Genomic DNA, 22,281 nt, shown 5'->3' with positions numbered 1-22,281 from the left:
CCATCCCCCCGACGTCAGCGGCGCGCTGATTTGGGCCGGAACGCCTCGACGACGGCCGCATGCGTTTCCACGTAGGGCCCCCCAATCAAGTCCAGGCAATACGGCACGGCGGCGAAAATCCCCGGCACCTGGACCGCGCCGTCCAGGCCGCGCAGACCCTCGAGGGTTTCCTGGATGGCCTTGGGCTGCCCCGGCAGGTTGATGATCAAGGCGGCGTGGCCGGGCATCTCGCGGATCACCGCGACCTGGCGCGACAGAATCGCGGTCGGGACAAAGCGCAGGCTGACCTGGCGCATCTGCTCGGCAAAACCGGGCATCTCGCGGGTGGCCACGTCCAGGGTGGCCTCGGGCGTCACGTCGCGGCGGGCCGGGCCCGTGCCACCGGTGGTCAGGACGAGGTCGCAGCCGGCCCCGTCGACGAGCTCGCGCAAGGTGGCGGCGATCCGGTCGCGCTCGTCGGGGATGAGGCGCGTGACGATCACCGGCTCGCGCGTGAGCGCGCCGCGCAACCAACGCTCGAGGGCGGGGATCCCCTGATCCTGGTAGGCGCCGGACGAGGCGCGGTCGGACACCGAGACGAGGCCCACGAGCAACTCGTCGGGGTGGCTACGCCACAAAGGAAAAATCTCGGACATGCATGGGCTCCAGACGACGATGGAATGTGCCGATTCAGGCGCGGGCGACCATCCCCTCATCCGGGCACAGCAATACTGTACACTGCCCGCAACAGGGGAGCCGGGGTCATGCGATGATTACCCACTTTTCTCACCGCTACGCCACTCAAGACGCACTGGAGGCTCTGCTCAACGACAGCCAGCTTCTGGCGACCGCGTCGGCATCCTCTGCCATATTGGTCCAGATTTTCTCGGCGGACACACGCAGCGAGCACGTGCGGGCGATTTCGGCGCTCATACGCACCGCGCTGCCGTCGGCAATCGCCGTGGGCGCAACCACGGTCGGCGAAGTATACGAAGGACGGTTGCTCACCGGCAGCACCGTGATCGGGATCACCTGTTTTGAGACTTCCACGCTCTCTGTGGTGGCGATGCCTTGCCCCCCGGATGGGGACACGCGCCAGGCGGGTGCGGAACTGGGGACGCGCATCAGCCAGTGCCCGGGCACGATCGCCGGCGTCATTCTGCTGGCCACCCCATTGAGCATCGATGCCGGCGCCCTGCTGCAAGGCATTGAATCCACTGCGGGCCGCCTGCCTATTTTCGGCGGCGGAGCGGCCGATTATGCCGCCATGGCGCACTCGCTGGTATTCGCCGGCGACCAGCAATACTCGCAGGGCGCGGTGGCGGTGGCGCTCGCCGGCGACGAGCTGCACATCGAGTCGAGCACCTACCTCGGCTGGCGGCCCCTGAGCCGATCGATGCAGGTCACCGAGGTCGATCAGCTATCGGTCAAGACGATAGACGGCAAGCCCGCCTTCGATGTGTACCGGCGCTATCTCAACATATCCAATGACGAGAATTTTTTCCTTAATGCCTTGGAGTTCCCGTTCCTCTTTGAGCGGGCCGGTGAACAATTGGCCAGGGTGCCCATCGCGGCAAGCAGGGATGGCGCCTTGCAGTTTGTCGCCGACATCCAGGAGGGCGAGCATTTCCGCATCGGTTATGGCGATATGGATCTGATTGTCAGCGATGCCCTGCACATCCATCACGCCATGGCCGACTTTTCGCCGCAAGCGATTTTTCTCTATACCTGCGGATGCCGCCGCTTCTTGATGCAAAATGATGTGGACCTGGAAACCCTGCCCTTCGAAGCCTTGGCGCCGACCTTCGGTTTCTATACCTACGGAGAGTTCTACTCCTCTGGCAATCTCAGGCTGTTGAATTCCACCATGGTGGCCGTTGGCTTGCGCGAAGGCGAGGCCCGCGCCCGTTCGAGCCGGCCGCCGACGCCGCGCGCCGCCGCGGAAACCCATAGCAGCGACCCCTATGCGCACAAGCACACGCGAGTGGTGTCGCGCTTGATGCGCTTCATCGACGCCGTCACCGCGGAGCTCGAAGCCTCCAATCGCGAAATCACCAAGCTGTCCCGGACGGACCGCCTGACCCACTTGGTCAACCGGATCGAGCTGGATCACGTGCTGGAGCAGAGCCTGCAGCGGGCGCTGCGCTACGCCACACCTTTTTCGATCATTTTGCTCGACCTGGATCACTTCAAGCAGGTCAACGACCTGCACGGCCACCTGGCCGGTGACGAGGTGCTGGTGAGTACCGCCAAGGTCCTGACGGCCTGCACGCGCACCGTCGACACGGTGGGGCGCTGGGGCGGGGAAGAGTTCCTGATCATCGCGCCGAACGCCGACTCGAGCGACGCGGCCAAGCTGGCGGAAAAACTGCGCGCCGCGATCGAGGCGCATGATTTTCCGTGCATCGGGAAAATGACGGCAAGCTTTGGCGTCACATCCTTCGGCCCTGGCGACGATGTCGTGACGATGATCAGTCGAGCGGACATCACCCTCTATGCAGCGAAGCATTCGGGACGCAACCGAGTCGCGATGTCGAACGCCTGAATATCAGGCCAGCCCCGGCCATCAGGCCTTCGCCGCCCGCTCCTGCAACACCGCCACCGCCGGCAGCGACTTCCCCTCGAGGAATTCGAGAAAGGCCCCGCCGCCCGTCGAGATATAGCCGACCCTGTCGGCGATGTCGAACTTTGCGATCGCCGCCAGCGTATCCCCGCCGCCGGCGATCGAAAACCCGTCCGAGGCCGCGATCGCCTCGGCGATCGCCCGGGTGCCCCCCGCGAAAGCCTCGAACTCAAACACGCCCACCGGGCCATTCCAGACGATCGTGCCCGCCTCGCGCAGTTGCGCGGCCAGACGCGCCGCCGTGCGCGGGCCGATGTCCAGGATCAAGTCCTCGGCGCCCACGTCGGCCGCATCCTTGACCGTCGCCGGCGCATCCGCCGAAAAAGATTGGGCAACCACCACATCCTCGGGAATCGGCACCTCGACCCCGCGCGCGCGCATCGCCTCGATGACGGCGCGCGCCTGCCCGACCTGATCGGGCTCGGCCAGCGACTTGCCGATGGGCAGGCCGGCGGCCAGCATGAACGTGTTGGCGATGCCGCCGCCCACGATCAATTGGTCGACGCGCTCGGCCAGGGACTGCAGGATGGAGAGCTTGGTCGACACCTTGGAGCCACCGACGATGGCCACCATCGGGCGGCGCGGCGACTGCAGGGCCTTGCCCAGCGCCGTCAGCTCGGCCTCAAGCAGGGGGCCGGCGCAGGCCACGGGCGCAACGCGCGCGATGCCCTCGGTGGTCGCCTCGGCACGGTGCGCCGTGCCAAACGCGTCATTCACGTACACGTCGCACAGCGCGGCCATGCGGCGCGCCAGTTCCGGGTCGTTCTTTTTTTCCCCAGGGTTGGTCCGGCAGTTCTCGAGCAGGACGACCTCGCCCGGCGCCGCCTGCACGCCGCCGACCCAATCGCGCAGCAGACGCACGGGCTGGCCGAGCAGTTCGGCCAGGCGGCGCGCCACGGGCTCGAGAGAGTCCTCGGGATTCAGGACGCCTTCCTTGGGACGGCCCAGGTGCGAGGTGACCAGGACGGCTGCCCCCGCGTCCAGGGCCATGCGGATGGCCGGCACCGAGGCGCGCACGCGCGTGTCCTCGGTGATGCGACCGGCGTCCAGGGGCACGTTGAGGTCGGAGCGGATAAAGACCCGCTTGCCCGCCAGGGCGCCGGATCGGGCCAGGCCGGACAGGGTCAGGACGGAGGTGCTCATATCGGAAATTCCAGTGAGTGGATGCAATGAGGGCGGGTCGCCCCGCCCTCGGTGTGCCTGCCGGTCCGCCTTACTTGGCCTGCATCAGGGCAACCGTGGTGTCGAGCATGCGGTTGGAGAAACCCCACTCGTTGTCGTACCAGGAGCCGACCTTGACCAGCGTGCCCTCGGACACCTTGGTCAAGCCCGCGTCCACCGTGCTGGACACCGCGGTGTGGTTGAAGTCGACCGAAACCAGGGGCTCGGTGGTGTAGTCGAGGATGCCCTTCAGGGGGCCGTTGGCGGCCGCCTCGAGGATGCCGTTGACCTCGGCCACCGTGGTCGCGCGCGCGGCGACGAAGGTCAGGTCGACGATGGACACATTGATCGTCGGCACGCGGATGGCGTAGCCGTCGAGTTTGCCGTTGAGCTCGGGCAGGACCAGGCCGACGGCCGAGGCCGCGCCGGTCTTGGTCGGGATCATGCTTTGCGTGGCCGAGCGCGCACGGCGCAGGTCCGAGTGATAGACGTCGGTCAGCACCTGGTCGTTGGTGTAGGCGTGCACCGTGGTCATGAGGCCGTTGACCACGCCCAGGTCCTTGTTCAGCGCATAGACCAGCGGCGCCAGGCAGTTGGTGGTGCAGGAGGCGTTCGAGATGACGGTGTCGGTGGCCTTCAGGACCTGATGATTGACGCCGTAGACGATGGTGGCGTCGACGTCCTTGCCGCCGGGGGCCGAGATGATGACCTTTTTCGCGCCGCCCTTGAGGTGGGCCGAGGCCTTTTCCTTGGACGTGAACAGGCCGGTGCATTCGAGCACCACATCCACCCCGAGCTCGCCCCAGGGCAGTTTGGCCGGATCGCGCTCGGCCAGCACGCGGATGCGATCGCCGTTGACGACCAAGTGGTCGCCATCGACCTCGACGGTGCCGGGGAAACGGCCGTGGGCCGTGTCATAGCGGGTGAGGTGGGCATTGGTCTTGGGGTCGCCCAGGTCGTTGATCGCCACGATCTGGAGGTCGTGCTGCTTGCCATCCTCGTAGTGGGCCCGGAGGATGTTGCGGCCGATGCGGCCATAGCCATTGATCGCTACGCGTATGGTCATGATGGATCTCCTGTTTACAAAAGCTGCTCGACCGTGGCGGCGACATGTTCGGCCGTCAGGTTGAAATGTTTGAACAATACCCCGGCGGGTGCGGATTCGCCGTAGGTGTCGATGCCGACGACGGCGCCCTGGGAGCCGACGTACTTGTACCAGGTGGCCGTGCCGCCGGCCTCGACGGCGACGCGCGGCAGGTCGGCGGGCAGCACGGCGGCACGCCAATCAGCCGCCTGGGCGTCGAACACCTCGGTGCAGGGCATGGACACGACGCGGGTGGCGACGCCGCGGGTCGCGAGCAGGTCCTGGGCCTGGAGGGCCAGCCCGACCTCGGAGCCGGTGGCGATGATGACCGCCCGGGCGCCCGGGGCGTCGCGCAGCACATAGCCGCCACGGGCAATGGCCTCGGTGGTCGGCACGTCGCGCGCCACGAAGGGCAGGTTCTGGCGCGACAGCAACAGAGCCGAGGGACCGCCCTCGCGCACCGCCATGCCCATGCTGGCCGGGCGCGACAGCGCCGCCGTCCAGGCGGCCGCGGTCTCGGTGGTGTCGCAGGGCCGCCAGACGTGCAGATTGGGGATCAGGCGCAGGCTGCCGGCGTGCTCGATCGACTGGTGGGTGGGGCCGTCCTCGCCCAGGCCGATCGAATCGTGGGTGAAGACGTGGATCACGCGCTGGCGCATCAGCGCCGCCATACGCAGGGCATTGCGGGAATAGTCCGAAAAGGTCAGGAAGGTGCCGCCGAAGGGCAGATAGCCGCCATGCAGCGCCATGCCGTTCATGATCGCCGCCATGCCGAACTCGCGCACCCCATAGTTGATGTGGCGGCCTGCCTGGATGCCGTCGCCGCCGGCGCGCACCGGTGCGACCCCCTTCCAGTCGGTGAAATTGGAGCCGGTCAGGTCGGCTGAACCGCCCAGCATTTCCGGCAGGAGGGCGGCGAACGCCTCGATGGATTGCTGCGATGCCTTGCGCGAGGCGATGGATTCGCCGCGATCCTGGGTCGTGCCCAGCACCTCGGCGGCGCGCTGCGCGAAATCGGCGGGCAGCGCGCCGGCCATGCGGCGGCGCAGCTCGGCGGCCTCGGCGGGATACGCCTCGGCATAGCGGGCAAAGAGCGCCTCCCAGTCGGCCTGGCGGCGCGCGCCGCGCGCGCGGGCGTCCCAGTACTCGTAGACCTCGGCCGGAATCTCGAAGGGGCCGTGCGTCCAGCCCATGGCCTGGCGCGCGGCGGCGATTTCGTCCGCGCCCAGGGGGGCGCCGTGGACCTTTTCGCTGCCGGCCTTGCTGGGCGCGCCCTTGCCGATGACGGTGCGGCAACACACCAGGGTCGGCCCGCGGCCGGCCGCGGCATTGGCCTGGGCCTGGGCGACCGCGGCCTCGATGGCCGCCATGTCGTGACCGTCGACGCCGCGCAGGACGTTCCAGCCGTAGGCCTCGAAGCGGGCCGGGGTGTCGTCGGCAAACCAGTCGCGCACCTCGCCGTCGATGGAAATGCCGTTGTCGTCATAGAACACGATCAGCCGCGACAGCCCCAGGGTGCCCGCCAGCGAGCACGCCTCGTGCGAAATGCCCTCCATCAGGCAGCCGTCGCCGACGAAGGCATAGGTGTCGTGGTCGATGATCCCGTAGCCGGGCCGGTTGAACTCGCGGGCCAGCAGCGCCTCGGCGAGCGCCATGCCCACGGCGTTGGCCAGCCCCTGGCCGAGCGGGCCGGTGGTGGTCTCGACGCCCGGGGTGATGCCGACCTCGGGGTGGCCGGGCGTGCGGGAGTGCAGTTGGCGAAAGCGCCGCAGTTCCTCGATGGGCAGGTCGTAGCCGGTGAGATGCAGCAGGGCGTAGATCAACATGGACCCATGGCCGTTGGACAGCACGAAGCGGTCGCGGTCGATCCAGGCCGGATCCGCCGGATTGTGGCGCAGATGCCGCGCCCACAGCACGTGGGCGATGTCGGCCATCCCCATCGGCGCCCCCGGATGCCCGGAATTGGCTTGTTGGACGGCATCCATGGCCAGCACGCGGATCACGTTGGCCATGGAGGGATCGGGCGCGGGGATGCTCATAAGTTGTCGGGGCGCGGCGCAAAAGGTTGGACACGCCAAAAAAAGGATTCAAAGCTGCAGATTTTACCATCCCGGGCGATCCGGTTTATAGTCCGCACAGAAGCTCCGAATCCGCCCAGCGGCCAACGAATCCCCCAACGGCAAGGGCGCCGCCCGGCGCCCGTCCCCCCACGCGCAACCCCGGCATGCCCGCACCCCGTTTTCATTGCCCGACGCCGCTGGCGCCCCATGCCCGCATCGACCTGCCCGAGGCCCTCGCCCACCACGCCCTGCGGGTGCTGCGCTTGCGCCCGGGCGCCGCGATCACGCTGTTCGACGGCCATGGCGGCGAGTACGCCGCCGTGCTGCGCGTGGACGGCGGCGCCGCCTGGGCCGACACCGGGGCGCACGACCCCGTCGAACGCGAGCTGCCGGGCCGCATCACCCTGCTGCAGGGGCTGGCCGGGGGCGACAAGATGGACTGGATCGTCGAAAAGGCCGTCGAGACCGGCGCGGCGCGCCTGGTGCCGATCGCCGCCGAGCGCAGCATACTGCGCCTGGCCGGCCCCCGCCTGGACAAACGCCTGGCGCGCTGGCGCGCCATCGCCGGCGCCGCGAGCGAGCAATGCGGCCGCAACCGCCTGATGAGCGTCGTCGACCCCCTGACGTTTGGCGAGGCGCTGGATTTATTGGGCGCCGAGGACGGCCCGGCGCTGTTCTGCCACCCCGAAGGCGCCGTGCCCCTGGCTCAGGCGCTGGCGCCCGTGCGCACGCGCCTGAGCCTGCTGGTCGGCCCCGAGGGGGGCTGGTCCGAGGCCGAGCAGGCCGCGGCGGCGGCGGCCGGGCTGGTTCCGGTCGTCCTGGGGCCGCGCGTGCTGCGCACCGAGACCGCCGGCCTCGCGTTGATCGCGGCGGCGACGGCCCTGCTGGGCTGGTGAAGCGGCCCCTGGCGCGGGACACCGGTCAGAGGCTTTCCTCGCGATGGCCGGAATACGGAGTGGGCTCGATGCCGGGTTCCGGATCGGGATGCCGGCCCGCATGCTGGATGGCGAAGGCGAAGCGGCGGTCGTTGTTGTTGGCGAACTCGATCGCGTCCTCGCAGACCGCCTCGATCGCGACGGCCTCCTCGGCCAGCGCCGGGTCGCCGGAATGCAGGTGCCGGAACCACAGGAACAGGCCTTCCTTCTGGTCGAGCATGGTGTCGCACAGGCAGTCGTAGAGTGCATCGAGATTGCCGCCGAAATACTCGGGGAAATCCACCGCCTTGACGACCGCCCTCAGCACGGCCGAGCGGCTGCGGGCGCGGTCGCAATCGACCACGAACGCCGTCAGGCCCGCCTCGCGCGCGGCGGCCAGGGCCTCGTCCTCGGACACCGCCTTGGCGTCGACGACGCCGGATTTCAGCATCTTTTTAAACTGGGCCTGACTCATTCGGACCACTCCTTGAAAAAAGCCTGGACTTCCCCAGCACGGCTCATGCTATCAGCCCTTCCCAATGCGATCAGGTCTTGCGTATAGCCCGCCTCGAACAACAAATAGGACGCGAGCGCCCCGCCCCCTGCCCGAGCTTGCCGGGGCGACACGCCGAGCACACGAAACAAGGTGCGCGCCGCGCGCGGCAGCTCCTGCAGATGCGCCATCGCGAGATCGTCCAGGGACCGGCTGGGCGCGATCATCAAGCAGCGGATGGGACGCAGTGACTCGCTTTTTAATCCATTTGGAGGACATCGTGCAAGCAGCTCATTGATGCGGGCCATGCGCTCCATGTCCATGGACACGCCGTCGAGGAAAATATTCGACAGCGTATGGCCCGCGATCTGCGCCAAATTGGGGTATGCGGGGCTCAGTTCGCGGGGCTGGGGATGGGTTTCGTCGCGGTAGTTCGTGCCCACGACGAATATTCTTTCCGCCCCCAGATGAATGGCGGAACTCATGGGCGCGAGCTGGCGCATGGAGCCGTCGCCGCACCACAGGGTGGTGTCGCCCATGAGGATGGCGCGCGCCGGAAAGACGAAGGGAATGGCGCTCGAGGCCAGGAGGTGGTCCACGCCGATGGGCGAGCTCACCGCGCGGCGCAACGAGCGCGTCCAGGGCTTGATGGGCGCGCGGGATTGGTAGAAGGTCAGGTGCTCGCCGGTGGTGTAGGCCGTGGCCGTGACGGCCACGGCCGAGAGGTGGCCGCGGGCGAGGTTCTGCTTGAGCCGCTGGAAATTGATGGTGCGCGCCAGCAGGTCGGCCAGCGGCGAATTATCCAGCAGCGAATGCGGCGCGTAGACGTTCAAGCGGGGTTGCAGCCAGCCCAGGCCGAGCATGCCCAGCCATTGCAGGCCGGTGCGCAGCAGCCGGGGCGCGTCGGCGTAGTAGACGTCGTCGGTATGCAGACTGCCCCAGAGCGCGGTCAGGTGGTCGATGGACCGATGGGGTTGATGGGCGCGGCAGGCCAGGGCCGTCGCGTTGATCGCGCCGGCCGAGGTGCCCGAGATGATGGAAAACGGGTTGCGGAAGCCGCGCCTGCGCGTCGGATCGATGATCTCCATCACGCCCGAGAGCACACCCGCCTGGTAGGCGGCGCGCGCGCCGCCGCCCGTCAGAACCAGACCGATCGCCGGCCGGTCAGGTGTGGCGTGGTTTGTTGGCATCGACCACGGTGAGGGCGGCCATATTAACGATCCGGCGCACCGTCGAGCTGGAGGTCAAGATATGCACCGGCGCATTGGCGCCCAGCAGGAACGGGCCCACGGCCACGTTGCCGCCAGCCGCGGTCTTGAGCAGGTTATAGGCGATGTTGCCGGAATCCACATTCGGGCAGATCAGCAGATTGGCCTCGCCATGCAGCGTGGTCGAGGGCAGGATGCGCTCGCGCAGCGAGGGGTCCAGGGCGCAGTCGCCGTGCATCTCGCCATCGATCTCGAGCAAGGGATCGCGCTCGCGCACCCGCGCGAGGGCCTCGCGCATCTTGGTTCCCGAGGATGAACTGCCGGTGCCGAAATTCGAGCGCGACAGCAAGGCGACCTTGGGCTCTATATTGAGACGGCGCATTTCCTCGGCGGCCATCAGGGTGATCTCGGCGATCTGGGCGGCATCCGGGTCGTCGTTGACGTGGGTGTCGGCCAGGGCGAGGGTGCGTTCATCGAGCAGCAGAATGTTCATGGCCGCATAGGTGCGGACGCCGGGCTGGCGGCCGATGACCTCGTCGATGAAGCGCAGATGGTTGCCGTAGGCGCCCACCGTGCCGCAGATCATGCCATCGGCATCGCCCAGGTGAACCATCATGGCGCCGATCAGCGTCAGGCGGCGGCGCATCTCGACGCGCGCCATTTCCTTGGTGATGCCCCTGCGGCACATCATTTCCCAGTACGCGGTCCAATAGTGGTGGAAGCGCTCGTCGTGCTCGGGATTGGTGACCTCGACGTCCTTGCCCAGGCGCAGGCGCAGGCCGTATTTCTCGATGCGCGCGGCCAGCACGGCCGGACGGCCGATCAGGATGGGGCGCGCCAGGTGCTCGTCGACCACGATCTGGACGGCGCGCAGCACGCGCTCGTCCTCGCCCTCGGCGAACACGATCCGCGACTTGCCGCCCTCGCGCACCATGCCGCGGGCGATCGAGAACAGCGGCTTCATGAAGGCGCCGGAGTGATAGACGAACTGCTGGAGCTGCTCGGCGTAGCTGTCGAGGTCCGCCAAGGGCCGGGTGGCCACGCCATCGTCCATGGCGGCCTTGGCCACGGCCGGCGAGATCCGCACGATCAAGCGCGGATCAAAGGGCTTGGGAATGAAGTAGCTGGGGCCGAAGGACACGTCGTACAGGCCGTAGGCCGCCGCCACCACGTCGTTTTGTTCCTCGCGCGCGAGCTTGCAGATCGCCATGACGGCGGCCTTTTCCATGCCGCGCGTGATGGTGGTGGCGCCCACGTCCAGCGCGCCGCGAAAGATGTAGGGGAAGCACAGGACATTGTTGACCTGGTTCGGGAAGTCGGACCGCCCGGTGGCGATCACGACGTCGGGCCGCACCGCCAGCGCGTCGGCCGGCAGGATCTCGGGGTTGGGGTTGGCCAGCGCCAGCACCAGCGGGCGCTCGGCCATTTTCTCGACCATGTGGGGCTTGAGCACGCCACCCGCCGACAGGCCCAGGAACACGTCGGCGCCGCCGATGATGTCGTCCAGGGTCCGGGCGTTGGTCGCCTGCGCGAAACGCGACTTTTTCTCGTCCATCAGCACGGTGCGGCCCTGGTAGACCACGCCCTCGATATCCGACACCCAGATGTGCTCGAGAGGCAGGCCCATGTCGATCATCAGATCGAGGCAGCCCAGGGCGGCCGCCCCGGCGCCCGAGACCACGACCTTGACCTCGGCGATGTGCTTGCCCACGACCTCGAGGCCGTTGATGAAAGCGGCGGTGACACAGATGGCGGTGCCATGCTGGTCGTCGTGAAAGACCGGGATGCGCATGCGCTCGCGCAGCTTGCGCTCGACCTCGAAGCACTCGGGGGCCTTGATGTCCTCGAGGTTGATGCCGCCGAACGTCGGCTCGAGCCCGGCGATGATATCCACGAGCCGGTCGGGGTCCGTTTCGTTGATCTCGATGTCGAAGACGTCCAGGCCGGAGAATTTCTTGAACAGCACGGCCTTGCCTTCCATCACGGGCTTGGACGCGAGGGGGCCGATGTTGCCCAGCCCCAGCACGGCCGTGCCGTTGGTGATCACGCCCACCAGGTTGCCGCGCGCCGTGTAGCGGACGGCGTTGTGCTCGTCAGCGACGATTTCCTCGCAAGCCGCGGCGACACCCGGCGTATAGGCCAGAGCCAGGTCGCGCTGGGTCGACAATTGTTTGGTCGGGGTGACGGAAATTTTTCCAGGCCGGCCGTGCTCGTGATATTCGAGTGCGGCGGCGCGCAGGGGGTCTTCCATGGTGAGGGTGCCTTGACGTGATGTAGGAACGAAACTGCGAACCATTCTAGCCCCTGGCGGGGACAATGTGGCGGGTGCGCGCCCGGGGCTCCCGCGCGAGGTGGCGCCGAGGGCGGCGTGGCGCCCCTCAGGGCCGTTGGCCGGGGTCTGGAAACAGGCGCGCGGAATCGAACAGGTCCTTGGCCGCGCGGTCCAGCGTCGCCGCGCCCACGGTCGTCGCCCGCTTGAAATAGCGCTGCTCGTAGGGCCGCTGCGCGGGCGCCGGCGCCCGCTCATCGAGCACCACCCATTCCACCCAACCCAGATCGCCGCCGTGCCCGAGCAGCAGGTGGGCCAGATTGACCCCCGAGCCGTCGGCGGGCCGCAAGGCGTCGAGACGGTAGCGCGCCCCCCAGCACGGCCCGGCGCCCGCCCCGGCCGCATCCTCGCCGCTGGCGAGCTCGAACAGGCGCGGGATCATCTGCTGCACGCGGATATTGTCCAGCGGCTTTTGGTTGGCGGCGCCGAAGGCGCCCAGATTGGCCTGGGTGCCATCGTCCAACAGCACCAGCGCGTGCACCAGTCCCGAGTCTGCAGTGCGCCCCGCATCCCAATCGCACCCCTCGCGATCGGCCAGCCAGGCGGCGACGGTGAGGTGCGGCGGCAGGTTGCGGAACTGCGGCAGACCCGCCTCCTCGAGGTCGCCGATGAGGCAGCCCGGCTGGACGAACCAACGCGAATCGCCCTCGCCCATGCGTTCGAAGCGCGACATGGCCGTGCCGGGCTCGACCCAGAGCACAGGCCCGCCGTCCAACGGCGCGGCGCGCGGCACCCCGTCGAGCGCCAGCACGACGCCGTGCTCGGCGCAGAGGCTGCGCGCGCGATAGACGTCGGCCATGCGAGCCGGCACCAGCCGCGCGCCGCCCGAGGCGACGGAAAAGTCGAACACCTTGCCCTCGGCCGCGCGCCGCAAGCGGCCGAGAAAGGTTTCCCAGGGGGTCTGCGCCGCGCGGTGTCCCGTCAGGAACGCACGGCGTGCGGGGGATTCCATATCATGAAGCTCCTGCATGGGCGGACTACAATGGTCACTTTTTCCGGAAGTCCGTCATGCCTCGTCTCGCCGCCCGAACCGATCACACGGTGCCATTCTACGCCGTGGAAGTCTTCAAGCAGGCGCAGGCGCTCGCGGCCCAGGGCCACGACGTGATCAGCCTGGGGATCGGCGAGCCCGACTTCACGGCCCCGCCCCAAGTCCTGGAAACCCTGAACCGCGCGGCGGGTGCGGGCCTTGGCGGCTACACGCCGCCAGCCGGCATCCCGGCCCTGCGCGAGGCCATCGCCCACTACTACGGGCAACAATTCCAGGCGCAGGTCGATCCCGCGCGCGTGCTGATCACCTCGGGGGCCTCGGGGGCGCTGCTGCTGGCGGCGATGGCCATGATCAACCCCGGCGACGAGATCCTGATGCCAGACCCCTCCTACCCGGCGAACCGGAACTTCATCACCGCCGCGGGGGGCGTCACGCGGCTGGTGCCCTGCACGGCCCGCAACCGCTACCAGCTCAGCGCCCAGGACGTGGCCGAGCACTGGGGTCCGGCCACGCGCGGCGTGCTGATCGCCTCGCCCAGCAATCCGACCGGCACCACGATCGAACGCGAGGCGCTGCGCGCGCTGATCGCCGAGGTCCGGCAGCGCGGCGGCTTCGTCATCATGGACGAAATCTACCTCGGCCTGACCTACGAGGACCCGCCGCTCAGCGCGCTGACGCTGGACGACGACATCGTGGTCATCAACAGCTTTTCCAAGTATTTCCACATGACGGGCTGGCGCCTGGGCTGGCTGATCGCCCCGCCGCCGATGATGCCCGCCCTCGAGCGGCTGGCCGCCAGCCTGGCGATCTGCGCCCCGTCGCTCGCCCAGCACGCGGCGCTCACCTGCTTTGCTCCCGAAGTGATGCGCACCTATGATCTGCGCCGCCTGTCCTTCAAAGAACGGCGCGACTACCTGCTGCCCGAGTTCGCCCGCCTGGGCCTGGAGGTGCCGGTGGCGCCGGACGGCGCGTTCTATATCTTTGCCGACATCTCGGCCCACAGCCGCGACAGCACGGACTTTGCCCGGCGCCTGCTGAACGAGGCCCTGGTGGCGGCGGTGCCGGGCGTCGATTTCGGCCACGCGCACGCCGACCACACGTTGCGGTTTTCGTATGCGACCGGCCTGGACCGCCTGCGTGAGGCGGTCGCTCGAATGGAGCGCTTTCTGGGCGCCTAGCGCCCCGCCCGGCGTACCATTCGATGCGTACCCGTCAAACCGGACGCTAGCGGCGGTTGGGGGCGATACCCGAGGCGAGCGCGATGCGCCGCTGTTCGGCCAGCACCCGCGCGCCGTACCCCCCATCGCTGGGGCCGGTGGCGCCCACATAGCAGGCCAGGCCCGCAGTCACCGAACCCCGGCGCCGGACGCAGTCGGCCAGGATCTGGGCGCCCACGTCGATGTTCACCACAGGGTTGAATACCGCCGCCTGGCCGCCGCCCGAGCCCTCGAGCTTGTCGTGGTGCACACGTGTCATCACCTGCATCAGGCCTTGCGCGCCGACGGCGCTCTCGGCAAACGGGTTGTAGCGGGACTCGATGGCGATGACCGCCAGCAGCAACTGCGGATCGAGGTTCTTTTGCGCGCCGATCGCGAAGGCGATGCGCACCAGGGCGCCGGCGACGCTGTTGGCGATCTTGTATTTGCGCGCGATGTAGCTGCGCAGGGCCTGCGCCTGGGCCTGGCTGACGCCGGGGATCTCCTGGCCGCGGATGGCCGCCTCGAGCGCATGCGAGAAATTGGGCATCTCGGCCGAGGCGCTGGCGCCGGCGACCTGATTTTCCTGCGAGGGCGCCGCGCCCTCGCCGCCCGACGGGGCGGCGGCGCCGGGTGCCTGGGCATCCGCCGGGGGCGGAACGGGGCCGATCGGCATGGACCAGTCGACCGACCCGAGGTCGGCCAGCGGCTCGTCGGCGCCGGCATAGCCGCCGCCGTCGGTCTGGAACATGGTCAGCACGACCTCGTGGAGCTGCTGGGACTGCTGCCGCATGGACGGCAGCACCAGGCTCAGGCCAAGCGTCGTCAGGACGGCGATGCCCATGTAAATGGCGCTGACATGGATGAACTCGCCGACCGGCCGCACGACCGACATCAGTCCGCCCACCAGGCGCTCACTGGTCGCGACGAGGGGCATGGAGGCTCCGGGCAAAACGGGGGAAGCCCCGAACCGGCCGGGCGGCAGGCAAAGACCCGCGACGCGGTGACCAATTCCGAGCCCTCCCGGGGGCGTCAGTGGTAATCTGTGGCACGAGCTCAACTGTAACCTGACGGCGTCATTCTGTGAAATACCGCGACCTCCGGGACTTTATCGCCCTGCTCGAGCGCCACGGCCAGCTCAAGCGCATCACCCACCCGGTCTCGACCCGCCTCGAGATCACCGAAATCAGCGACCGCGTCCTGCGGGCCGGCGGGCCGGCGCTGCTGTTCGAACGGCCCGTGCACGACGGCACGGACAGCGCCATCCCGGTGCTGGCCAACCTGTTCGGCACGCCCCAGCGCGTAGCCTGGGGCATGGGCGCGGAAACGGTTTCGGCATTGCGCGACACCGGCGAGTTGCTGGCCTCGCTGCGCGAGCCCACTCCACCGCAAGGCATGCGCGACGCCTTGTCCAAGGTCTCGATGCTGAAATCGGCGCTGTGGGACATGAACCCGCGCACGCTGCGCGCGCCCCCCTGCCAGGAGGTCGTGCTCGAGGGCGGCGACGTGGATCTGAACGCCCTGCCTCTGCAGACCTGCTGGCCCGGGGACGTCGGCCCCCTGCTCACCTGGGGCCTGGTCGTCACGCGCGGCCCGCGCGCGCGACGCCAGAACCTGGGCATCTACCGCCAGCAGCTCGTCGGCCGCAACAAGCTCATCATGCGCTGGCTGTCGCACCGCGGCGGCGCGCTGGACTTCCGCGACCACGCCCTGGCCCACCCCGGCCAGCCCTTCCCCATCGCGGTGGCCCTGGGCACCGACCCGGCGACGCTGCTCGCCGCCGTCACCCCCATCCCGGACACCCTGTCGGAATACCAGTTCGCGGGGCTGTTGCGCGGCGCGCGCACCGAGGTCGCCCAGGCGCTGGGCGGCGAGCTGTTGGTGCCGGCCCACGCCGAGATCATCCTCGAGGGCCACATCCTGCCCGCCGCCGATCCGCGCGCCCTGGCCCCCGGCGCTCCGCCGCAGGGCACGCCCGCCGCCCCGGACACCGGCTACGAGATGGCCCTGGAAGGGCCCTATGGGGACCACACGGGCTATTACAACGAGCAGGACTGGTTCCCGGTGTTCACCGTCGAGCGCATCACTCACCGGCGCCAGCCCATCTACCACAGCACCTACACGGGCAAGCCGCCCGACGAGCCGGCGGTGCTGGGCGTGGCCTTGAACGAGGTGTTCGTGCCGCTGCTCAAGCGCCAGTTTCCCGAAATCGTCGATTTCCACCTGCCGCCCGAGGGCTGCAGCTATCGCCTGGCGGTGGTGTCGATGCGCAAGCAGTACCCCGGCCACGCCAAGCGCATCATGTTCGGCCTGTGGAGCGTCCTGCGCCAGTTCATGTACACCAAGTTCATCGTGGTCGTGGACGAGGATATCGACCCGCGCCAGTGGACCGAGGTGGTCTGGGCCATGACCACGCGCATGGACCCGGTGCGCGACACCGTGCTGGTCGAGAACACGCCCATCGACTACCTGGACTTCGCTTCCCCGGTCTCGGGGCTGGGGGGCAAGATGGGGATGGACGCCACCAACAAATGGCCCGGCGAGACCGACCGCGAGTGGGGCCGCCCGATTCACATGGACGCCGACATCAAAGCGCGCGTCGACGCCATGTGGGACCAACTGGGCCTATAGCGCGAAGGCGCAGCGTGGGGGTCTTTTTTGTTTCACGATGACTCCAGCATCGCAATTCGCTGGACTACGCCAAGGCTTGATACAGCAGGTTTATCAATCACTTAGGCGAGTTCAACATATTGTGCAAGATCACCCCTGCGGGCCGCAAGGTGTTTATGCTTCAGTACCGCACGAACACTGGCGAGCGCCGCAAACCCGCTCTGGGGCAGTACGGGGAATTGACCGTCGATCAGGCACGCACGATGGCGCAGGAGTGGCTGGCCGAGGTGCGCAAGGGCGGCGACCCCAGCGCGGCCAAGAACGCCGCCCGCAAGGCACCGACCATGAAGGAGTTCTGCGACACCTTCATGGAGGACTACTCCAAGCAGCACAACAAGCCCAGCACCCAGCGCGGCTATCAGGGCGTCATTGACCGTCGCATCATCCCGATCTTGGGCCGGATGAAGGTACAGGATGTGAAGCGCCCGGACGTCGCTGCGCTGATGAAGAAGCTGGCCTACAAGCAAGCAGAGGCCAACCGCACCTTTGACGTGCTGCGCAAGATGTTCAACCTGGCCGAAGTGTGAGGGCTATGCCCTGACGGCACGAATCCATGCCGCCACGTCCCGATGTACCCGCCCGGCAAGGAAACCCGGCTTATCGTGGACGATGAACTGGTGCGGATCTTCCGTCAGTTGGAGCATTTGGAGGCGGAAGGGCTGGAAAACTACGTCATCCCGCTGGCGATTCGCTTGCAATTCGAGTTCGCCGCACGCCGTTCCGAAATCTGCCCACTCGAATGGGATTGGGTTGATCTGGAAAATCGCCGCGTAGTCCGGCCTGACAGCGAGACTGGTGGTATCTCCAAGCCCATGAGCGAGGAAGCCTATCGGCTGCTGTCCACCGCACCGCGTCGGGAAGGTTGCCCCTACGTCCTGCCGTCGCCGAACGATCCGACTCGGCACATGACCCACGGTGAGCACTACGGCGGCTGGACGCGCGTGCTCAAGGCAGCTGGTGTGCCGCACGTTGGCACGCACGGCATCCGCCACCGGGCGACGACCGACATTGCCAACTCGGGCGTGCCGACCAAGGTGGGCATGAAGCTCACAGGTCACAAGACCGTGGCGATGTTTATGCACTATGTTCATACCGAGGACAAGCCGGTACGGGACGCAGCCGAACTGGTGGCGAATCGGCGGCTGGCGATTACGGGTGCGCGCCGCACGGAGGAAATGGCGATATGACCCGCCTGCGAGCTTCCACGTCTTGCCCTGCCGCGCCTTTGGTGTGGCGGCATCCTGATGCTGATCCTGCAGGCCCAATTGTCGCAACGCTGTCGCGACAATTCAGGCGCTTGCCATCTATACCTGAACGGATATAATAATGACAGAACAACGCAAGCTCCTGTACTGGGAAGGCTCATCGAAGAAGGACTTCAAGGAGTTTCCCGTCCCCGTGCAGAAGGACATGGGCGTGTCATTGTTCGTCGTCCAGTTGGGCGGCACGCCGGACTCGACCAAGCCCTGGAAGGGGCTCGGCTCCGGGGTGTACGAACTGGTGGAAGACCATCGGGGCGACACCTTCCGCGCGGTTTACACAGTGAAGGTCGGGGACGCGGTGCATGTGTTGCATGCGTTCCAGAAGAAGTCCAAGTCCGGCATCGCTACGCCGCAGCCGGATGTGGAGTTGATCGAGAAGCGGTTGAAGGCAGTGCTCGCCCGCTACGCAGCGAACAGGAGAACATAATGAGTCGCAAAGATACCCCTCAAGGCACCGACAACGTGCTGCTGGATCTCGGTTTCGACGATGCGGAAGAATTGTCGGCGAAGGCCGCGCTCGCGCTCAAACTCAACGCGCTGATCAACCAGCGCGACCTGAGCCAGACCGAAGCCGCCCATATCACCGGCATGACCCAGCCCAAGGTGTCCCAGGTTCGCCGCTACAAGCTCCAGAACATTTCGTTGGAGCGCTTGATGCAGGCGCTGGTGTCGCTGGATCAGCATGTGGAAATCGTGGTGCAACCTGCGCGGCGGGAGCATGCGCCCGGCATCACGGTCGCTGCCTGATTTCCATGAAAAGCCCGATCATCGAATCCTTGCGTGACGACATGGCTGCGCTGCATGAAGCCAGCGCGATTAGCCAGGAGACACTGCAGGCGTTCGTCGCACTGCTGACGCGATCTGGGCCTGTCGATTCTCGTGTCACTGATACGAAAATTCCGGAGCGGCAGCCGCCCCAGTCGTAGACATCCCGGCGCTCGGTGGCGAGTTCGCAAGCTGCTCGTCTGAATTTCCCAGACAGTGTCTCGGAAATTCACCCTCGCCGAGTTCGCTTGTGGCCGGGCCAATTCGCCAACAGTGCCTGGCGAATCTTTCTCTCTGCCAACGAGAGGAAAAGTAAACCTGAAGATCGACACCGTAACCCGCCATGCCACCAAGCCGGATGCGAATCGGTTTCTGGAACTAGGTTTCCCACCCGAGGAAACCGAGCGCCTGTGCCTGGCGTCGGAGAAGCAGATCATTGAAACGGAGCAGCTCAAGGAGAGGTTCATTTCCGAGGTCGCCCGGCGTTGACCCTTGATGCCTTTGGCCCTTGTTGTTTGCCCAACTACAGACGGATGCCGGCAGACTTCGGTGTTGCAAACTGTTCGGGTTCTTTGCCGAGCGGGAAGCCAACGATATACAGTACCGTGGCGGGCATCGGCGCAATCCCGATACTCACGCAGGTAGTCCACCAGCATCGCGAAGGTTTCGTCGGCCTCGCGGATCAACTTGAAAGCCGGTTCTGATAAGTCCATCGAGCAAGTTTCTGCCAGCTTGGCCAATTGCTTACCCGTAGTCAGCGGAGTCGCCGTCAAGGTGACGTGCTCCTGGTCGAACTCAAGTCCGACCTGCCGGGCGACGTGATCGCCACGGTGACGGAGCCGATCTACGATACGGCCACTGGCAAGTTCCTACTGATCCCGCAAGGTTCGCGCATTCTGGGGCGCTACAACAGCCAGGTCAGCTACGGCCAGAGCCGTGTGCAAGTGGTGTGGAACCGTATCATCCTGCCGGATACCTCATCGCTCACGCTCGACAACCTGGTCGGCACCGACCCGGCGGGCCATGCCGGACTGGAAGACGAGGTGGACTGGCATTGGGATCGGATCCTTGCCGGTGCCGTGCTGACGATGCTGCTGGACGTCGGTGCCGAACTGGCCGCACCCGAGAACCGCCAGGACGGCAATCGCGTCATCATCGCAGGGCGCGACAGCCTGCAGGACACCGTGAACCAGGTCGGCCAGGAAGTGACTCGGCGCAACCTCAACATCCAGCCCACGCTGACCAGTCGCCCCGGCTTGCCGGTGCGCATCATCGTCAACCGCGATCTGGTGCTGCGGTCTTATCAGCCGCTTTTCTTCAACAAGGGGACTTCACGATGAGCACGATCAGGAAACTGCGGCTGGGGCCGCTGCCCAAGACCGAGAGCATCAAGCTGACCTTTGCCTGCCCGGCTAGCTTGAAAGCCAACCTCGACCGCTACGCCGCGCTGCACGCGCAGGCGTATGGCGACGCGGTTGATGCTATGACGCTGATTCCGTACATGCTGGAGGCGTTCATGGCAGGGGATCGAGGATTCAGGAAGGGGGCTGGGCAGAAGTAACAAAATCCGAAAGAAATTCTATAATTTCCTCATCGGCAATGAGCGGTCGATTGCGACACTCGCTTGATTGGCAACCCTAGGCTGGGCTGCTCCCAAGGGGGCTGGTAATAGTGATTTTTAACAGGCTGATGGCCTTAATAAAATTGTCTTCTAAAATATTGAGGTACGCATGAAGTACTTTCATATCGACACGGAATCTCAACATCGAACGAGATGGCCTAAGTTTTGCGTTGGCGAGGAATTTGTCGTTGGAAATAAGATAAACCCGATATATACCAACTGGATAAACTCAGCCACTAGAGTTGGGACTGGAATCACAACGGAAGATGTTAATAGATCATTTTCTGTCATGCTGCGCGAGCTTGCCTTCGAGAACCTAAGAGCAAAAGAATATCCAACGCTTCCCTCAAGAACAAGCTGCATATGGCTATGTGAGTCAGAAGAAGCCGCTAAATATTGGGTTAATCGGATTCCCCATGTTGGCAAAAAGAGGATTATGGAAATAGAAATACTTGAAGGCGTGCCTCATAAAACATACGAGGAACACCTCACTAATAATCCAGAAAACATCAAGGAGCTGCAAGTGAGAGCGCACGCGTACTGGTTAGGCCAAGGAAATGATCATTCCGAAATTCTGTTCGAAGGGCGCTTCTGCGTTACGCGTGAGATCTGAGATCTACAGCTAAAATCCATTCAATCCGAAACAGTTTAACGATCCGGCTGACCTCGGGCGTTATGCACGAAGGGTTCAAAAAAATCATGGGTGGAACATCGCAAATAGCCCAAGTGCATTCCGATCCTTCAGGCATCCAGCGCCGAAGTCAAGCTGCTTCGGTAGCGCGGTAGGCGCTTGTCGGTGTGACCTGCAAGCTGCGGGTGAGGGTCGGAATCGGTCATCTTCTGGCATCTGCCGTTGTGCCTTGTTTGTTTTGGGTGGCGCGCGAAGGAATGGGCTACTATGACGAACAAGCTAAGTCCGCTGCCTGGATAGTTTTTATCGTCAGAGCACGATGTGGCTTACTTTCCCAAGGCTCTCATGTGGCTCCCAGCCCACAACGCCGCATCCCCTGCAAGCGGCACGAAACAGAGCTAACCTATTGCTCCGTATATGGTTTCAAGCCTCACGTGAATTGCACGAAAGGCTTGACACCGGCCATTTTTTGCCGCAGGGCCGCTCCCAAGGCAAAAAAGCCCCCGTGGGGGCCGCCAGCCGAAGGCGCAGCGTGGGGGCCCTTTTACCCCCTCCCCCTATCCCCGGCGACCGGCGCGCAGCATGCGCCAGACCAGCAGCGCGGCCACGCCCAGGCGGGCGTACGGATGGCCGACGCGCGCGCCCGAGACCACCGAGGACGCCAGCGACAGGAGCATGGGATAACGCCGCAGCGTCCGCACCGTGGCCGCCAGCCACCCCATGCCCGCGGCGCGCAGGCCGGCCGAGGCGCCCGAGGCCAGGGCGTCGGGCCGCAGGCCCTCCAGCGCGTCGCAAGCCGCCCGGCGCAACAATATGCGCTCGTACTGCGCACGGGCGCGCAAGAGCTCGATGCGGGCCCGTCGATCGGTGCTCGTCATGGGGCCTCCTCGGAGGTGCCGGGCTCGGGCCGGGGCGCGGGCACGCGCGCCGGCTCGCGGCGCAGCGCCTGCGCATCCTCGCCGAGCACCTCGGCCAGCGCCGAGAACGGCGCGGGCCCGTGCGCCAGGCCGTGGCACAGGCGCCAAATCAGGACGCCCCCCGCGACCCCGTAGGCCAGGACCAGCAGCCCCAGGGCTAGGTACCGGTATTCGGTCGGCCAGAAATACAGCCCGATGGCCAGCGTCGCCACCAGGAGCGCCATGAACAGGCAGGCCGCCGCCGCCAGGGCCATCCCCATCCGGCGGAACAAATCCGCCCGCGCCTCGGCCGCCTCGAGCGAGAACAGTTCGAAGCGCGTATGCGCCATGGCCGCCGCCTGGGCAGCCACATCAAGCAGGGCGCGTCTGAGCGACAC

Annotated in this window: 20 protein-coding genes and 2 pseudogenes; 11 read left to right on the top strand and 11 right to left on the bottom strand. The window is 66.3% G+C overall.

All coding sequences use genetic code 11. The features are described from left to right. Positions 1-14: 14 nt before the first annotated feature. Entirely contained in the window at positions 15-635 is a 621-nt protein-coding gene (gene mog / locus ABS761_RS09315; protein WP_350408009.1) for a molybdopterin adenylyltransferase, read from the bottom strand. Positions 636-748: 113 nt separating this feature from the next. Here mog and ABS761_RS09310 point away from each other — a divergent pair, with 113 nt between their 5' ends. Continuing rightward, positions 749-2,524: a sensor domain-containing diguanylate cyclase gene (locus ABS761_RS09310; RefSeq protein WP_350408008.1), complete on the top strand. Its 1,776-nt coding sequence runs from the start codon at positions 749-751 to the stop codon at positions 2,522-2,524. 21 nt (positions 2,525-2,545) lie between these two features. Here the strand turns inward: ABS761_RS09310 and ABS761_RS09305 are convergent, their stop codons facing one another. The 3 genes from ABS761_RS09305 to tkt all read right to left on the bottom strand — a co-directional run bounded on the left by ABS761_RS09305 (position 2,546) and on the right by tkt (position 6,886). Continuing rightward, complete coding sequence (locus ABS761_RS09305) at positions 2,546-3,745, bottom strand: phosphoglycerate kinase (RefSeq protein ID WP_350408006.1); 1,200 nt, start codon at positions 3,743-3,745, stop codon at positions 2,546-2,548. Positions 3,746-3,815: 70 nt separating this feature from the next. Beyond that, positions 3,816-4,829: a type I glyceraldehyde-3-phosphate dehydrogenase gene (gene gap / locus ABS761_RS09300; protein WP_350408004.1), complete on the bottom strand. Its 1,014-nt coding sequence runs from the start codon at positions 4,827-4,829 to the stop codon at positions 3,816-3,818. Positions 4,830-4,843: 14 nt separating this feature from the next. Continuing rightward, on the bottom strand, positions 4,844-6,886 hold the full coding sequence (gene tkt / locus ABS761_RS09295) for a transketolase (protein ID WP_350408002.1): 2,043 nt from the start codon (positions 6,884-6,886) through the stop codon (positions 4,844-4,846). 185 nt (positions 6,887-7,071) lie between these two features. Between tkt and ABS761_RS09290 the strand changes: the two genes are divergently transcribed. After that, entirely contained in the window at positions 7,072-7,803 is a 732-nt protein-coding gene (locus ABS761_RS09290; protein ID WP_350408000.1) for a 16S rRNA (uracil(1498)-N(3))-methyltransferase, read from the top strand. A gap of 25 nt (positions 7,804-7,828) precedes the next feature. Here the strand turns inward: ABS761_RS09290 and ABS761_RS09285 are convergent, their stop codons facing one another. The 4 genes from ABS761_RS09285 to ABS761_RS09270 all read right to left on the bottom strand — a co-directional run bounded on the left by ABS761_RS09285 (position 7,829) and on the right by ABS761_RS09270 (position 12,803). Beyond that, positions 7,829-8,305, bottom strand: a complete 477-nt coding sequence (locus ABS761_RS09285; protein WP_502881402.1) for a barstar family protein — start codon at positions 8,303-8,305, stop codon at positions 7,829-7,831. Next, entirely contained in the window at positions 8,293-9,504 is a 1,212-nt protein-coding gene (locus tag ABS761_RS09280) for a patatin-like phospholipase family protein (protein WP_350407997.1), read from the bottom strand. Before ABS761_RS09280 ends, ABS761_RS09285 begins: the two co-directional genes overlap by 13 nt. After that, entirely contained in the window at positions 9,479-11,773 is a 2,295-nt protein-coding gene (locus tag ABS761_RS09275; protein ID WP_350407995.1) for an NADP-dependent malic enzyme, read from the bottom strand. Before ABS761_RS09275 ends, ABS761_RS09280 begins: the two co-directional genes overlap by 26 nt. Positions 11,774-11,900: 127 nt before the next feature. Next, the gene (locus ABS761_RS09270; RefSeq protein WP_350407993.1) at positions 11,901-12,803 is read right to left on the bottom strand and encodes a hypothetical protein; all 903 of its coding nucleotides are present in this window, start codon (positions 12,801-12,803) and stop codon (positions 11,901-11,903) included. Between the two features lie 56 nt (positions 12,804-12,859). Between ABS761_RS09270 and ABS761_RS09265 the strand changes: the two genes are divergently transcribed. Continuing rightward, positions 12,860-14,020, top strand: a complete 1,161-nt coding sequence (locus ABS761_RS09265) for a pyridoxal phosphate-dependent aminotransferase (protein ID WP_350407991.1) — start codon at positions 12,860-12,862, stop codon at positions 14,018-14,020. Positions 14,021-14,066: 46 nt separating this feature from the next. Here ABS761_RS09265 and ABS761_RS09260 read toward each other — a convergent pair whose 3' ends face one another. After that, positions 14,067-14,975: a transglycosylase SLT domain-containing protein gene (locus tag ABS761_RS09260; RefSeq protein WP_350407989.1), complete on the bottom strand. Its 909-nt coding sequence runs from the start codon at positions 14,973-14,975 to the stop codon at positions 14,067-14,069. A 146-nt stretch (positions 14,976-15,121) separates the two neighbouring features. Between ABS761_RS09260 and ABS761_RS09255 the strand changes: the two genes are divergently transcribed. The 8 genes and pseudogenes from ABS761_RS09255 to ABS761_RS09220 all read left to right on the top strand — a co-directional run bounded on the left by ABS761_RS09255 (position 15,122) and on the right by ABS761_RS09220 (position 20,969). Beyond that, positions 15,122-16,669, top strand: coding sequence for a UbiD family decarboxylase (locus ABS761_RS09255; protein WP_350407988.1), 1,548 nt, complete (start codon positions 15,122-15,124; stop codon positions 16,667-16,669). 119 nt (positions 16,670-16,788) lie between these two features. Next, a pseudogene (locus tag ABS761_RS09250) lies at positions 16,789-17,895 on the top strand (tyrosine-type recombinase/integrase); the annotation flags it as partial. A 139-nt stretch (positions 17,896-18,034) separates the two neighbouring features. Next, on the top strand, positions 18,035-18,397 hold the full coding sequence (locus ABS761_RS09245) for a type II toxin-antitoxin system RelE/ParE family toxin (RefSeq protein ID WP_350407986.1): 363 nt from the start codon (positions 18,035-18,037) through the stop codon (positions 18,395-18,397). After that, on the top strand, positions 18,397-18,717 hold the full coding sequence (locus ABS761_RS09240; protein WP_350407985.1) for a helix-turn-helix domain-containing protein: 321 nt from the start codon (positions 18,397-18,399) through the stop codon (positions 18,715-18,717). The genes ABS761_RS09245 and ABS761_RS09240 overlap by 1 nt, the downstream gene beginning before the upstream one ends. Before the next feature lie 5 nt (positions 18,718-18,722). Then, positions 18,723-18,896 (top strand): hypothetical protein, encoded by a 174-nt coding sequence (locus tag ABS761_RS09235; RefSeq protein WP_350407983.1) that lies wholly within the window; start codon positions 18,723-18,725, stop codon positions 18,894-18,896. 621 nt (positions 18,897-19,517) lie between these two features. Further along, positions 19,518-20,075: pseudogene (locus ABS761_RS09230) on the top strand (TraB/TrbI/VirB10 family type IV secretion system protein); the annotation flags it as partial. Next, positions 20,072-20,296: a DUF2274 domain-containing protein gene (locus ABS761_RS09225; RefSeq protein ID WP_350407981.1), complete on the top strand. Its 225-nt coding sequence runs from the start codon at positions 20,072-20,074 to the stop codon at positions 20,294-20,296. The pseudogene ABS761_RS09230 and the gene ABS761_RS09225, both read left to right, overlap by 4 nt. Positions 20,297-20,465: 169 nt before the next feature. Next, on the top strand, positions 20,466-20,969 hold the full coding sequence (locus ABS761_RS09220) for a DUF2441 domain-containing protein (RefSeq protein WP_350407979.1): 504 nt from the start codon (positions 20,466-20,468) through the stop codon (positions 20,967-20,969). 575 nt (positions 20,970-21,544) lie between these two features. Here ABS761_RS09220 and ABS761_RS09215 read toward each other — a convergent pair. Next, positions 21,545-21,865, bottom strand: a complete 321-nt coding sequence (locus ABS761_RS09215) for a hypothetical protein (RefSeq protein ID WP_350407977.1) — start codon at positions 21,863-21,865, stop codon at positions 21,545-21,547. Then, complete coding sequence (locus ABS761_RS09210) at positions 21,862-22,281, bottom strand: phage holin family protein (protein ID WP_350407975.1); 420 nt, start codon at positions 22,279-22,281, stop codon at positions 21,862-21,864. Before ABS761_RS09210 ends, ABS761_RS09215 begins: the two co-directional genes overlap by 4 nt.

It is taken from the genome of Castellaniella sp. GW247-6E4 (genome assembly GCF_040276065.1).
Taxonomy (GTDB): Bacteria; Pseudomonadota; Gammaproteobacteria; order Burkholderiales; family Burkholderiaceae_B; genus Castellaniella.
The sequence above is the reverse complement of the archived record's forward strand: the minus strand, read 5'-3'. Positions and strand labels throughout refer to the sequence as shown.

What these genes read in the sequence shown, in the direction of transcription:
- ABS761_RS09220 (WP_350407979.1), top strand. Translation starts at nt 20,466, where the DNA reads ATGAAGTACTTTCATATCGACACGGAATCTCAACATCGAACGAGATGG.
- ABS761_RS09280 (WP_350407997.1), bottom strand. Translation starts at nt 9,504, where the DNA reads ATGCCAACAAACCACGCCACACCTGACCGGCCGGCGATCGGTCTGGTT.
- mog (WP_350408009.1), bottom strand. Translation starts at nt 635, where the DNA reads ATGTCCGAGATTTTTCCTTTGTGGCGTAGCCACCCCGACGAGTTGCTC.
- ABS761_RS09260 (WP_350407989.1), bottom strand. Translation starts at nt 14,975, where the DNA reads ATGCCCCTCGTCGCGACCAGTGAGCGCCTGGTGGGCGGACTGATGTCG.
- ABS761_RS09275 (WP_350407995.1), bottom strand. Translation starts at nt 11,773, where the DNA reads ATGGAAGACCCCCTGCGCGCCGCCGCACTCGAATATCACGAGCACGGC.
- ABS761_RS09270 (WP_350407993.1), bottom strand. Translation starts at nt 12,803, where the DNA reads ATGGAATCCCCCGCACGCCGTGCGTTCCTGACGGGACACCGCGCGGCG.
- ABS761_RS09290 (WP_350408000.1), top strand. Translation starts at nt 7,072, where the DNA reads ATGCCCGCACCCCGTTTTCATTGCCCGACGCCGCTGGCGCCCCATGCC.
- ABS761_RS09215 (WP_350407977.1), bottom strand. Translation starts at nt 21,865, where the DNA reads ATGACGAGCACCGATCGACGGGCCCGCATCGAGCTCTTGCGCGCCCGT.
- ABS761_RS09310 (WP_350408008.1), top strand. Translation starts at nt 749, where the DNA reads ATGATTACCCACTTTTCTCACCGCTACGCCACTCAAGACGCACTGGAG.
- ABS761_RS09225 (WP_350407981.1), top strand. Translation starts at nt 20,072, where the DNA reads ATGAGCACGATCAGGAAACTGCGGCTGGGGCCGCTGCCCAAGACCGAG.
- ABS761_RS09245 (WP_350407986.1), top strand. Translation starts at nt 18,035, where the DNA reads ATGACAGAACAACGCAAGCTCCTGTACTGGGAAGGCTCATCGAAGAAG.
- gap (WP_350408004.1), bottom strand. Translation starts at nt 4,829, where the DNA reads ATGACCATACGCGTAGCGATCAATGGCTATGGCCGCATCGGCCGCAAC.
- ABS761_RS09305 (WP_350408006.1), bottom strand. Translation starts at nt 3,745, where the DNA reads ATGAGCACCTCCGTCCTGACCCTGTCCGGCCTGGCCCGATCCGGCGCC.
- ABS761_RS09240 (WP_350407985.1), top strand. Translation starts at nt 18,397, where the DNA reads ATGAGTCGCAAAGATACCCCTCAAGGCACCGACAACGTGCTGCTGGAT.
- ABS761_RS09265 (WP_350407991.1), top strand. Translation starts at nt 12,860, where the DNA reads ATGCCTCGTCTCGCCGCCCGAACCGATCACACGGTGCCATTCTACGCC.
- ABS761_RS09235 (WP_350407983.1), top strand. Translation starts at nt 18,723, where the DNA reads ATGAAAAGCCCGATCATCGAATCCTTGCGTGACGACATGGCTGCGCTG.
- tkt (WP_350408002.1), bottom strand. Translation starts at nt 6,886, where the DNA reads ATGAGCATCCCCGCGCCCGATCCCTCCATGGCCAACGTGATCCGCGTG.